The sequence below is a fragment of the bacterium genome (assembly GCA_040753085.1).
In the GTDB taxonomy this organism is placed as follows: Bacteria; UBA9089; JASEGY01; order JASEGY01; family JASEGY01; genus JASEGY01.
The window spans coordinates 1-13,339 of sequence record JBFMHI010000013.1; the positions used below are offsets into that span (position 1 = coordinate 1).

Sequence of the window (13,339 nt, forward strand, 5' to 3'; positions counted from 1 at the left end):
CGGGCGAAGCCCGCCGCGCCGTTCAGCCGACCGCGAAGCGGTCGGCTGAACGATAGAGCTAAGCTGCGGCGGGCTTGCCCGCCGTCAGCTTCAGCGATTTGTTAGGCGAAGCAGTTTAAACCTCATAGTCCTAAAAACTTAATTGTGCTTCCACAAAGAAAAATTACCAAACCAGCCAACGCATGAGAATATCTTTTAACTCTGCGAAGTGGTAGTTTTGATAATCCGAAAGATAAAGCTAAAACTATACCCAGCATAGTTGCGATAGTTGTCAATCCAAAGATAAATGCAACTATCGCTACCGTTATCATATTGCCCTTAGCTGCTGGATACATCACAAGAGGAATTAATGGTTCGCATGGACCAAATACAAATATTGTAAAAAGAATCCATGGAGTTAAATTGTTTGATTTTGATGAATGAACATGAGAATGATCTGCAATGTGCTTATGAGTGTGTATATGAACATCTCCACTTTCATGTTGATGAAGATGTTCATGGGGTCGGCTACGAATCGCTTTATGTACTCCCCAGACAAAATATGTAAATCCGAATACAAGAAGAAGCCAAGCGGCTAATTCACCGCGAAATGATTCGACCATTTCCAATTTAAGAACAGCGATTCCTAGAGCAATACCTATAAATCCTAAGACAATAGAACTCAACACATGACCAACTCCACATAGAAATGTAATCATACCCGTCTTAACACTACTCCATTGCCTCGCTTTGGATAGTACAATGAAGGGTAAATAATGGTCTGGTCCAAAGACAGTATGAATAAATCCTATAGTTGCAGCTGTTCCTGCTAAAATAACAGTTTCATTTAACATAGCAATTCCTTAATCTAAGTTTGAAGTATTTCGCCTAACGATGATTATACAGTCTGTATAAACGGGAAACTCAGACTGTCTCATTCTGTATAAGAAGTCTCCATCTGTTCTTGTCTTTTCGCGTAATATCATTCATATCTACCATTCCAGGGTTATACAGACTGTATAAACCAGACTACAGCCCGTCAACCGGGCTCCGCACTTCGTGTCCGCCTTTGTTCAACACATGGGTATAAATCATGGTCGTGCTCACGTCTTTGTGCCCGAGAAGTTCCTGGATGGTTCGCATGTCATAACCCGCTTCAAGCAAGGGCGTGGCGAAGGAATGCCGGAACGTATGACAGCCCACACGCTTGACTACTCCGGCCTTGAGGACAGCTTATTTAACGGCTCGCTGAAGAATGGTCTCGTGAACGTGATGCCGTCCTTCTTCGCCAGTTTTTGTGTTCTTCCAACGGTTTTCTTGCGGGAAGACCCATTGCCAACGCCATTCGGCCGAGGCGTTAGGGTATTTGCGGTCGAGAAGGTATGAAGAAATCATAGGCGGCTAATAATAAAGAAGTTGAGGAACTTTCGCTGAACTGGACTCGTATCCTCTAAGAGCTGAAAGCGGCAAGGTCTCTTCTCTCCACTCTCACTACTACCCCCGAAATATTGAGAAGATACCAGATTTATTCTACCGTTACGCTTTTGGCCAGATTTCGCGGTTGATCGACATCACAGCCACGAAGGACAGCGATATGATAGGCCAAAAGTTGGAAAGGAATAACATTCAGGATAGGCGAAAGATCCTCCTGAGTCTTAGGCAGGAAAAAGATATGATTTGCCCGTTTCCTGATCTGATCATCTCCTTCGGTAGCACAGGCAAGAACCGTTCCATTTCTGGCTTTTACTTCCTCAATATTGCCCAGGACCTTATCGTAAACACGACTGGAAGTAGCCACCACCACTACCGGCATTTTTTCATCAATAAGGGCAATAGGTCCATGTTTCATCTCACCGGCCGGATACCCTTCCGCATGGATATAAGAGATCTCCTTCAATTTCAACGCCCCTTCCAGGGCAATAGGATAGTTGATTCCACGTCCTAGATAGAGAAAATTCTGCCGCTGGTAGTACTCCGAAGCGCATTTACGTATCTCTTCATCATCAGTTAAAATCTCCTTAGCTTGTTTGGGAAGCCTATGTAGATCAGCAATTATCTCTCTCATTTGCTCGGAAGAGATAGTCCCTCTTTTACTTCCCAGGTAGAGAGTAAAAAGAGCCAGGGCCGTTAATTGGGCAGTAAAGGCCTTGGTTGAAGCTACGCCTATTTCTGGCCCGGCCTGGGTATAGATAACCCCATCCGATTCCCTGGAGATAGTACTGCCCAGGACATTACAGATGGATACCACCTTAGCCCCTTTTTCTTTTGACTCAGTTATAGCCGCAATGGTATCTGCGGTCTCTCCTGACTGAGAAATAGCCATAACCAGGTGAGTAGGTTTAATTATTGGATCCCGATATCTGAACTCAGATCCGATATCAACTTCCACTGAAATTCGGGCATACTTCTCCAACAAGAATTTTCCTACCAGTCCCGCATGCCAGCTCGTCCCACAGGCAACGATAAATATTCGATCAAACCCTAAAAGCTCTTCATCGCTTAATCGAACATCCGGCAGATCAACCGAGTCTTCCTTCAATCTTGCCCGGTGGAGGGTTTCCTCTATAACCCGGGGTTGTTCATATATCTCTTTGAGCATAAAGTGCTTATATCCACCCTTTTCCGCCATAAGGGCATCCCATTCGATGATCATGGTCGCCTTCTCCACCGGATCTCCATCCAGGGTAGTAAAAGATACACCATCTCTTTTAAGAACCACCATTTGGTGGTCGTCCATGAAGGCTACCCTTCTGGTTCGATTCAAGATAGCCGGGATGTCAGAGGCAATGTAGAACTCGTTATTACTAAAGCCCACTACCAGCGGACTGCGCAGCCTCGCCCCAACTATTTTAGACGGCTCATCCGCCCTTATCACCCCTATGGCGTATGAGCCATCTACCCTTTTCAAGGCAAGCCGGACGGCTGTCTCTAAGTCATTTCCATCCATATATTCTTCAATAAGGTGAGCCAGAACCTCAGTATCGGTTTCTGATTTGAACTTATGACCTTTGGCCATAAGTTCCTCCTTTAACTCCATATAATTCTCAATGATCCCATTATGAACCACGGCTATTTTATGCCGACAATCAAGATGAGGATGAGCATTGGCTTCTGACGGCCGGCCGTGAGTTGCCCAGCGGGTATGCCCTATCCCAATATCTCCCTCAAGGGGCTGTTCAGCCAGTAAGCGATCCAGTTGGGTAAGTTTTCCCTCAACGCGTCTCAATTCTATTCCTTCGGTTTTGGGCACAGCAATCCCCGCTGAATCATAACCTCGATACTCTAATCTCTTAAGGCCATCAAGCAAGATTGGCGGAGCCGAGTCTTTTCCAATATAACCTACTATGCCACACATAGAAACCTCCTATTAGTAATTAATAATTACATCAAGGCCAGCATCTCCCTAACCGCCCTCTCCATCCCCACCAGGACAGCCCGGGAGATAATGCTATGTCCAATGTTTAACTCTTCTACCTGTGGAATGGAAGCCACGGGAGTCACATTTTGGTAATTAAGTCCATGTCCGGCGTTTACCCTGAGTCCAAGGGCGACGGCTTTAGAAGCGGCCTTCTTTAATCTCTCCAGTTCGCGTTCTATATCTTCCTCTGACTTTGCCCGGGCATATTCTCCCGTATGAAGCTCAATAAAATGGGTTCCTGTTTTTGAGGCAGCTTCAATTTGACCGAGGGCCGGATCGATAAAGAGACTAACCTTGATCCCGAGCTCAGATAGGGACTCAACCACTTTGATTAGACTTTCTTGTTGGGCCATAACATCCAGCCCGCCTTCAGTCGTTAGTTCTTCCCGTTTTTCAGGAACAAGGGTCGCCTGGTCCGGAGGCAGTTCTCGAGCGAAGGCAATCATTTCAGCCGTAGCCGCCATCTCTAAATTGAGTTTTGTTTGAACCACCTTTCGGAGGATAATGACATCCCTCTCCTGGATGTGACGCCTATCTTCCCTCAGGTGGACCGTGATTCCATGACAACCGGCCAATTCAGCTAAAACTGCCGCGGCAATAGGATCAGGCTCAGACACTCCTCGGGCCTGACGAACGGTAGCCACATGATCGATATTTACTCCCAAGGTAGCCATATTTCGCTTTTCCCTCCTGTATCGGCGTTCCTCTTTTTGTCCGGCTGAGTAGTTACAATCTCTCTTCTTTAGCCACGAGAGGCGCCATATTGTATTGATATAGGTTATACCGCTCCATTATCCCGATGATTATATCGGCGTAACGGGGATTAGTGGCATATCCGGCCTTTCTCAATTCCCGGACAAACCTTTTCGGATCATCCACCCATCGCATAGCTTCTCTGTATCTGGAAGATTCAGAAATAACTCGGGCGTGATCCTGAAAGGATTCAATCAAATTGTTATACCTTCTAAAGAGGCTATTTATTTTGACCCTTCTACCGTTAATATACTCGTAAACATTAAGCGTAATCGAACCAGCCGTTCCTCTCCCTTTAATGCCAAAGAAATTATTGGCCTTACCCAGGACACCTCTTCCCCACCTTGATTCAATAATAGCCTGGGCAATAGTTACTGAAGCCGGTATGCCGGTGGTTTTCTCTGTTTCCTGGGCATATCCGGCTATAGATTGAATAAAGGCCTGGCGATCCGAAATCCTTTTCCCGCCAAGGACTATTTTCTCTTTCAAGCCCTTTTGGTAAGCCTTAACCGCCGTGGGAACTTTAACCAACTCTCCGATCTGGAGAAACTCTGGGGTTTTTATCTCCGGATTGGCATTAAGTATCTCAGAAAGAGAAACGCCATAGTGCCTGGCAATACCAAACAGGGTGTCCCCCTTCTTTACGGTGTGAATAGTGGTATCATCACCCTTTTCAGAGGGTATATTGATTTTTTCCCCCTCCCTGATCAGGGCTGGATTCTCTATCTGAGGATTAGCCCTCAAGAGCGCCGGGAGAGGAAGCCCATATTTTTGGGCTGTCCCCCATAAGGTATCGCCTTCTTTGACCTTATGAATATCAAATGGAATGTCTTCTTCCATCGGGAGGTGTATTCGTTGACCGACATTAATTCGATCAGGGTCATCTATCTGTGGATTGGCCTTTAAAATCTCAGCAAAGGGGATGTGGTGTTCTCTGGCGATCCTGGTTAAGGTGTCTCCCTGCTTGACGGTATACGGTTTAAGTTCTCTACTCCAATCTTCAGTTATCGGTGTTTTCATCGCCCTCCCTCCCAATTTATCAGGCAGTAAATGCCTCTTCCCAAACCACCGGCACCAGACACGCCGCACTTACTGACTACTGCCTACCACCTACCTTATTTTAGGTCTGACCGCTATACCCCGGTCGGCAAGATATTTTTTCACCTCCCCAATAGAGAAAGTCCGAAAGTGGAAGATAGAAGCGGCTAAGGCAGCTTCAGCTTCTGTTTGAGTAAAAACATCATAAAAATGAGACAGCTCTCCTGCTCCTCCTGAGGCAATGATAGGGATGTTGACTGCCTCTGCCATGGCCTTAGTTAATTCTAAATCGTAGCCATCCTTTGTTCCATCTCTATCCATGCTGGTCAAAAGAATCTCTCCTGCGCCCAGCTCTTCCACCTTTTTGGCCCAATATAGGGCATCTATCCCCGTAGGGGTTCGTCCGCCGTGGATAAAGACCTCCCACCCTGGAGAAGAATCTCTTTTCGCCCTGGCATCTATAGCCACAATAATGCACTGACTGCCAAACCGTCTGGCAGCTTCATCTACCAGCGCCGGGTTTTGGACAGCCGCCGTATTAATGGAAACACGATCAGCCCCGCGGCGAAGGAGCCTCTCTATATCCAGGAGATTTCTTATCCCTCCGCCAACGGTAACCGGCATAAAGGCTACCTCGGCTGTTTTGGCCACCACATCGAGCATAATATCCCGTTCCTGGGCTGAGGCGGTTATATCCAAAAAGACTAATTCATCCGCTCCTTCCCGGTCATAAATAGCGGCCTGTTCTACCGGATCCCCTGCATCTCTGAGCTGGACAAAATTTATCCCCTTCACTACTCGACCGGCATCAACATCAAGACAGGGAATAATTCTTTTCGCTAACATTTTGCCTTCTTATCCTTCTTCAGATACTTACTTATTATGGCGTAGAAATTTTAACTACAGCTATATTATACTATTTATAGAGTTTTGTCAAGGAAAAATCGTCTTGTCACAGATTTATAATGCTTGACAAATCAGGCAATAGTCAGTTATAATAATGGCCAGCTATTCAAACACTAACGGCCATCGCCTCCCCTTGGGTAGCCCAGAAATAAAAACGGTCGGATAAATCTTATCTTCGCTGGAGACTAGGCCACTGAGACCTTAGGTCTTAAGGCGGGAGCTGACTTATGGGAAAACAGATTTTCAGTGGCTTACAACTTTTGTAACCGTTCAGCCACCAAGGCACTAAGACACGAAGGGGAAAAAAGTATGTGTCTTAGAGAGCAGTAGAGCCATAGAGCAGCCGTTCTGGAACTTTCAGAAAAGTCTTTAACTACTGCTCTGCTGCTCTACTGCTCTATCTTTGTGTCTTAGTGTCTTGGTGGCTGAACACTTACCAACTTTTTTGATTTACCTACCGGGATATAAATTGAGATGTCTAACCAACAGATTGGATTACTGATAGTCGTAGCTGGTTTGATTATCGGACTGGTAGGGCTTCTCATCTGGTCCGGCGGTCTCGGATGGTTTGGCCGCCTCCCAGGCGATATTCGGATCGAACGGGATTCTATAAGGGTCTACATTCCGATAACTTCAATGCTGCTTCTCTCGGTAGCGCTTAGCCTAGTGTTTTATATGGTGCGGCGATTTTTCTAAAAGAGAAATTTATTATGACTAAGGACCTGTTTAAAAAAGCGATCGTTTCGCATAAAGCTGACTATCTTGAAATCAGAGCCGAAGACCGGGAAACGGTCAGGATAGATTATATGGGGCCGGAACTGGAGGGTATTGGCCGGAATACTGACTCCGGTGGATGTGTCCGGGCTTTGATCAAGGGTGGTTGGGGATTTTCGTCCTTTAATCGCCTGGATAAGCTGGGGGATCATATCCGGGCCGCCACTCAGGCAGCCGCCTTGGTAGGCAGAGGGAAAAGCCGTCTGGCCACTGCTCCGGTAGTCACGGCTGAAGTGGCTGCTCAGGTAGAGAAGGATCCGGGAAATATCTCTCTGGAAGAAAAACACGCCTTATGCCGGACCTACAATGAGATTATCCTGTCTGCGCCTAAGATTCAAACCAGCCGTGTCAGCTACCGAGAGAAAACCATAACCAAACATTTCTGTAATTCTGAGGGGACGTATCTAGTTTCAAAGCACATCTTTTGTGGGATCAGCCTTATGGCTATGACCAGGGAAGGCAGCAATGTTCAGCAGGCCTACCACTCAGTAGGCGACCAGCGAGGGTATCAGATCGTAGAAGGCTTAGAAGAATCGGCTGAAGGGGTGGCTAAGAGAGCCGTTGATTTACTTTCGGCCCCTTCGGTTAAAGGCGGAACTTACACCGTTATCTGCGATCCAAAGCTATGCGGGGTATTCGTGCACGAGGCCTTTGGTCACCTTTCTGAAGCGGATCATATTTATGAAAACAAGCGGCTAATGGCAATGATGCGGTTGGGAAGGAGGTTTGGAGCAGAACAGCTAAGTATTATTGACGATCCTACCCTTCCTGGAGAGGCTGGGTCTTTCGAATATGATGATGAAGGGGTAAAGGGTAGCCCCACCTACCTCCTCAAAGAAGGTGTTCTTACCCACCGACTCCATTCTCGGGAGACAGCCCTCAAGATGGAAGAAGCCCCCACTGGAAATGCCAGGGCCATAAGTTACAGATATGAACCTATTGTCAGGATGTCAAACACCTACCTGGCCCCTGGCGAGGCGAATCTGGAAAGCATGCTGAACGGCGTATCCGAAGGGATTTATGCCAAAGGCGCTCTGGGTGGCCAGACAGAGATGGAAATGTTCACCTTCTCCGCCGAGGAGGCTTACCTTATTCAAAATGGCCAATTAGGCCCCCTGATTCGTGATGTGGTGTTGACCGGAAACGTCTTTGAAACCCTGGCTAATATTGATATGATCGGCCACGATCTGGTTCATTTTGGCGGGCTGGGTGGTTGCGGCAAAAGCGGTCAGGGCCCCTTACCTGTAGCCACCGGAGGCCCCCATATCCGGATACAAAAGGTGACTATTGGGGGGAGATAAGCCAATGATTCCGAATCTAACGGTCAAGATAGGCCAGCTCAAGCTAAAGAACCCGGTCATGGTTGCCTCGGGGACCTTTGGATTTGGCGAGGAGTTTACCTCATTTTTCGACCTCAACCGATTAGGGGCAATGGTGGTTAAGGGCCTAACCCTTAGACCTAAAGCCGGTAACCCTCCACCCAGAATAGTGGAGACCCCGGCCGGGATGCTTAATGCTGTTGGCCTGGAAAACTGTGGTCTGGAGAAATTTGTCACCGAGAAGATGCCCTTTTTGAGACAATTTAAGACCCCCCTCATAGTCAATGTAAATGGGAAAACCATCGATGAGTATGTAAAGCTATCCGAAGAATTATCAAAGGTGGCCGGCGTCTCAGCCCTCGAGCTAAATCTCTCCTGTCCTAATGTTAAAGGGGGGGGGATGGCCTTCGGGGTTGACCCCCATATGGTCTATTTAGTTACCTCTATGGTTCGAAGGACCACCCCCCTTCCTTTAATTGTTAAACTCTCCCCCAATGTCACGGACATAAAGACTATTGCCCAAAGGGCTGAAGAAGCAGGGGCTGATGGTCTCTCACTGATAAACACCCTGCTTGGTCTGGCCATTGATCATAAAACAGGCCAGCCCCAACTGGCCCATATTACGGGCGGGCTTTCTGGGCCAGCGGTAAAGCCAATCGCCCTCAGGATGGTCTGGGAGGTTTCAGAACAGGTGAATATTCCTATTATTGGCATGGGAGGGATAACCGGACCAGCGGATGCCCTCGAATTTTTGGCGGCTGGGGCCGTGGCTGTCGCCGTGGGGACAGGGAGCTTCATTAACCCCCAATTGCCCCTAGAGGTAATTAAAGGCCTAGAGGATTATCTGGCGAAAGAAAAGATGGGGGATATTCACGAAATCATTGGACGGTTCTCCCGAGAGATTATCTACCGAACCTTGGTAGAGCGAGAGGCCCTTTTAGAAGGACACTTCTGGCTCTCTTCAGGACGCCATTCCGGACGATACTTTCAGGCGGCCTTGATTCTTCAAGACCCTTCTCTTGCCTCTATCTGGTGTACCAAACTGGCCAGAAAATTTAAGGGGGAAAAGATAGATCTGGTCATCGGTCCTGCCCTGGGCGGGGTAATTGTGGCCCAGGAGGTGGCTAAAAGTCTGGGAGTAAGGGCTATCTTTACTGAGAGGGTTTCAGGTAAAATGCAGCTTCGCCGAGGCTTTAGGATTAATCCTCAAGAGAGAGTTCTGGTCGTAGAGGATGTCATTACCACAGGCGGTTCAGTCAAAGAGGTTATCGAGCTGGTTAAGCAAACTAAGGCTGAAGTAGTGGGCGTAGGGGCTTTAGTCGATAGAAGTGGCGGGATAGAACTGGGTTTCCACCCTGAGTCGCTTCTCCAGGTCGAAATAGAGACCTACGCCCCTGATTCTTGTCCCCTGTGTCAAAAAGACCTGCCGCTGGTTAAGCCGGGCAGCAAATAGAAATCAGCGGTCAGAAGATAGAAACTAGGAAGAAAAAGGCCTCCCGATGAACTCCTCCGCCATCGGCCATCGGCCATCGGCCATCAACCCGTCTTTAGATGAATTTCTCAGCCTGATAGAGGCCGGTTACAACCTTATTCCCCTTTCAACCCGTGTCAAGCTTAAAGGAGAAATAACCCCGGCCTTAGTTTTTGAAGGGATGGCTGACAAACCTTATTCTTTCTGGTTGGATAGCGGCAAGGGAAATCCCTCTCTGGCTCGATATTCTTTCCTCGGCACCCATCCCTGGCTCGTATTTAAAAGCAAAGGCGATCGAATAGAAACAATCACGCCTGGAGAGGCGTTACCTTCCACAATAAGAGGGAATCCTCTCCGGAAATTAGCCCAAATTCTCGACCAGTGTAAGGCCCCCCGATTGCGGCGGGGATATCCCCCTTTTGGCGGCGGAGCGGTTGGCTACTTAAGTTACGATTTAGCCCACTTCTTTGAAGATCTGCCCCGAAGAAGTCTCGACGATCTGGACCTCCCGGAAAGTTATTTCATCTTCGTTAATGACGTCATCGGCTTTGATCATTTGAGTGAAGAATTCATTATTATTTCTAACACCCGGATAGGTGGAAATCCTATCGAGGACTACCACCAGACTAAAGAGAAGATAGAGGATATTAGAGACAAATTAGAAAAAGTAGCCCAGCCATCGCCCCTCTATAAAGATAATTCCAGGTTCTCCCAGTTAGACAGGTCTTCTTTATCCGCCTCTCTCTCCCTTGAGTCCAATTTTACCCGGCCAGGTTTTGAAGAGATAGTAAGGCAGGCCAAGGCCTACATCAAGGCCGGAGACATCTTTCAGGTCAATCTTTCCCAGCGGCTTTCCACCGCTATTAATGATCCCCCCTTGGCCATCTATAAAGCCCTTCGGGCCATTAACCCCTCCCCCTTTGCTTTTTATCTCTCTTTTGGAGACTTAAAGTTGGTTAGTTCATCTCCTGAAAGGCTGCTCCGGATAGCGGGACGGAGGATTGAGACCAGGCCTATTGCCGGGACAAGACCAAGAGGCAAGACCACCCAGCAAGACAGTAGATTGAGAAAAGAACTGATCTTAGATGCTAAAGAACGGGCCGAGCATATTATGTTAGTTGATCTGGAGCGAAATGATTTAGGCCGAATATGTGAATATGGTTCAGTCCAGGTGGATGAATTGATGGTCACTGAAGAATATTCCCACGTCATTCATATTGTTTCCAATGTGGTGGGCCAATTAAGGAAAGAAATTGGCCTTTATGACATCCTGCGGGCTACCTTTCCGGGTGGGACAATAACCGGCACCCCCAAGATAAGGGCGATGGAAATAATTGATGAACTGGAACCGGTGCAGAGAGGGCCTTATACCGGCTCGGCCGGGTATATCAGCTATAGCGGCGACCTCGACCTGAACATCATTATCCGAACCATTGTCGTTAAAGGAGATCAGGCTTATGCCCAGGCCGGAGCAGGTATTGTGGCTGATTCAGACCCAACCAGAGAATATTATGAAACCCTCCATAAAGCCGAGGCCTTAATCAAGGCCTTAAAAGGTAAGGGGTTAATCAAACCCTTACCTTTATCCCTCCGGGCTTCCAGATAGAAGGGTCTTTATCTCACTTTCAAAGACTTCCTTAGAAGCAAATCCAACGTGGTACTTAATCACATTTCCTTGCTGATCAATCAAAAAAGTGGTAGGAATACTTCGAATACCCCCATAGGCCATAACTACCTCTGGGGTGGCCATCATAAGAGGGTAGTTTATCTTGTGCTTCTGAGCAAAGCTATCTACGACTTCTTTCCCTTGCCGATCCAATGAGAGACCAATGATTTCCACGCCTTTATCTTTATATTCGGAATAAAGCTCCACAAAGGCCGGGATCTCAGCCCGGCAAGGGGGGCACCAGGTCGCCCAAAAGTCTAAAACAATAACCTTACCCACCAAAGCAGATAGAGTCAGCGTTCCTCCCCCCAGCTTCTCCAAAGTAAAATCAGGGGCATTACCCCACTTGGGCTTGGCTGGAGTTACTTCTTTAGGCGGCTCCGCTGGCAGAGAAGCCACTTCAAGTGTCTCAGCCGGAGGGGCTGCCTCGACAGTATCCGTATCAGAAGAAGGGGGAATTACCTCCTCTGCCTGAGGTGGCGCCAGTTTAAGCCCTTTATCTACCGGAGGGGACTCAGCCTGACAGCCCATCATAATAATTATGCCTATTATTAAGTAAGCCTTCCATTTTTGCATTCTTTGACCTCCTTCAGGTATAATGGTAACCTACCGCCACATGGGCTTTATTTTCGCACAATTCTCCCCTTTTGTCAATAAAAATCAACCTGGTCGGCTTAAATATCCCCTTTTGACTTGACTTTTCTCTGACCTTAAGGTATTATAATGGAGTTAGCTTATGGCTGTGGATGAAGATTGGAAATGAAAAGAAAGGATGGTTCAGGTGGAAAACAATGAATAAACAATCTGGAATCGGCGGTCCGCCATCTCGGGTACCCACGAAGTGGGTGCGCCATCCGCCAGGGGAACCATTCCTAATACCAAAGAATATCGCCCTCCTGGGTTCCACCGGTTCGATAGGTATAAATACACTTGAAGTAATTGATAAACTCCCTTCTCTCTCTGTCTCCGGCTTGGCCGCTGGAAAAAATATAAAAGTGCTGGAAAGTCAAATTCACCGCTTCAATCCTTCCAGAATAGCCCTTATGGATGAAGAAAAGGCCTCTGAACTAAGAAGGCGATTGACTAATCACCCTTGCCAGATTTACTCCGGGCTATCAGGGATCGTCGAAGTGGCCACCGCCCCTGAGGTTGACCTGGTCGTTTCGGCTATTGTGGGGGCAGCGGGCCTCATCCCTACCCTGGAAGCGATCAAGGCCGGTAAAGATATTGCCTTAGCCAATAAAGAGACGATGGTAATGGCTGGGGAAATCGTGACGGCGTTAGTTAAGGAAAAAGGGGTTAATATCTTACCGGTAGACAGTGAGCACAATGCCATCTTTCAAATCTTGGTGGGTCGCCAGAGAGAAGAGATAGAAAGGATTATCCTTACTGCCTCGGGCGGTCCTTTTAGAGATCGGGAGGGGGATTTTGAAGGCATTACCTTAGCTCAGGCCCTGGCCCATCCCAGATGGAATATGGGGCCAAAGATCTCCATTGATTCAGCGACCTTGATGAACAAAGGCCTTGAGGTGATTGAGGCCCATTATCTGTTTGCCCTTACGACCAGACAAATATCAGTCGTCATCCATCCGGAGTCCATTGTGCATTCTCTGGTTGAATTTATTGATGGTTCTATGCTAGCCCAGTTAGGTATTACGGATATGCGTGTGCCCATTAGCTATTGTCTTACTTATCCTGAAAGGAGACTGACTTCTCTGCCCAAGCTAAATTTAACGGAAACAGGGCCGCTTCATTTCTATCCACCGGATCCGCATCGATTTCCGGCCTTAAGGTTGGCCATGGAAGTAGCTGAAAAAGGTGGAAGTTGGACGACGGTCTTGAATGCAGCTAACGAGGCGGCGGTAACCCTCTTCTTGAAAGAGAAGATTGCTTTCACTGATATTCCCCTCTTGATTGAGCGAGTTCTGGAAAGGCATACGCCCATTCCTCACCCTAACCTGGAGGAAATACTGTCCATAGACCACTGGGCCAGAGAGGAAGCGGAGAGGAGGTAA

At 47.7% G+C, this 13,339-nt stretch carries 11 protein-coding genes and 1 pseudogene; 5 read left to right on the forward strand and 7 right to left on the reverse strand.

The genetic code is table 11. The features are described 5' to 3' along the window. Positions 1-122: 122 nt before the first annotated feature. From AB1797_02950 to hisF, 6 genes and pseudogenes are all read right to left on the reverse strand, one after another. On the reverse strand, positions 123-833 hold the full coding sequence (locus tag AB1797_02950) for a sulfite exporter TauE/SafE family protein (GenBank protein MEW5766572.1): 711 nt from the start codon (positions 831-833) through the stop codon (positions 123-125). 175 nt (positions 834-1,008) lie between these two features. Beyond that, positions 1,009-1,362 (reverse strand): annotated as a pseudogene (locus AB1797_02955) (tyrosine-type recombinase/integrase). Between the two features lie 142 nt (positions 1,363-1,504). Then, positions 1,505-3,334, reverse strand: coding sequence for a glutamine--fructose-6-phosphate transaminase (isomerizing) (gene glmS, locus AB1797_02960; protein ID MEW5766573.1), 1,830 nt, complete (start codon positions 3,332-3,334; stop codon positions 1,505-1,507). Between the two features lie 26 nt (positions 3,335-3,360). After that, positions 3,361-4,071 carry a pyridoxine 5'-phosphate synthase gene (locus AB1797_02965; GenBank protein ID MEW5766574.1) on the reverse strand — a complete coding sequence of 237 codons (711 nt, stop codon included), beginning with the start codon at positions 4,069-4,071 and terminating at the stop codon, positions 3,361-3,363. Positions 4,072-4,123: 52 nt separating this feature from the next. Beyond that, complete coding sequence (locus tag AB1797_02970) at positions 4,124-5,170, reverse strand: LysM peptidoglycan-binding domain-containing protein (GenBank protein MEW5766575.1); 1,047 nt, start codon at positions 5,168-5,170, stop codon at positions 4,124-4,126. A 90-nt stretch (positions 5,171-5,260) separates the two neighbouring features. After that, positions 5,261-6,034 carry an imidazole glycerol phosphate synthase subunit HisF gene (hisF, locus tag AB1797_02975; GenBank protein ID MEW5766576.1) on the reverse strand — a complete coding sequence of 258 codons (774 nt, stop codon included), beginning with the start codon at positions 6,032-6,034 and terminating at the stop codon, positions 5,261-5,263. A 534-nt stretch (positions 6,035-6,568) separates the two neighbouring features. Between hisF and AB1797_02980 the strand changes: the two genes are divergently transcribed. Genes AB1797_02980 through AB1797_02995 form a run of 4 tightly spaced genes read left to right on the forward strand, consistent with a single transcriptional unit; the run spans position 6,569 to position 11,264 of the window. After that, positions 6,569-6,790: a DUF2905 domain-containing protein gene (locus tag AB1797_02980; GenBank protein MEW5766577.1), complete on the forward strand. Its 222-nt coding sequence runs from the start codon at positions 6,569-6,571 to the stop codon at positions 6,788-6,790. Positions 6,791-6,804: 14 nt separating this feature from the next. Further along, positions 6,805-8,169 (forward strand): TldD/PmbA family protein, encoded by a 1,365-nt coding sequence (locus AB1797_02985; protein ID MEW5766578.1) that lies wholly within the window; start codon positions 6,805-6,807, stop codon positions 8,167-8,169. 4 nt (positions 8,170-8,173) lie between these two features. Then, positions 8,174-9,640, forward strand: a complete 1,467-nt coding sequence (locus AB1797_02990; protein MEW5766579.1) for a dihydroorotate dehydrogenase — start codon at positions 8,174-8,176, stop codon at positions 9,638-9,640. 46 nt (positions 9,641-9,686) lie between these two features. Further along, positions 9,687-11,264, forward strand: a complete 1,578-nt coding sequence (locus tag AB1797_02995; GenBank protein MEW5766580.1) for an anthranilate synthase component I family protein — start codon at positions 9,687-9,689, stop codon at positions 11,262-11,264. Here the strand turns inward: AB1797_02995 and AB1797_03000 are convergent. Further along, a complete protein-coding gene (locus AB1797_03000; protein ID MEW5766581.1) occupies positions 11,241-11,900 on the reverse strand; it encodes a TlpA disulfide reductase family protein in 660 nt (219 codons plus the stop codon). The genes AB1797_02995 and AB1797_03000 overlap by 24 nt on opposite strands. A gap of 299 nt (positions 11,901-12,199) precedes the next feature. Here AB1797_03000 and AB1797_03005 point away from each other — a divergent pair, with 299 nt between their 5' ends. Further along, on the forward strand, positions 12,200-13,339 hold the full coding sequence (locus AB1797_03005) for a 1-deoxy-D-xylulose-5-phosphate reductoisomerase (GenBank protein MEW5766582.1): 1,140 nt from the start codon (positions 12,200-12,202) through the stop codon (positions 13,337-13,339).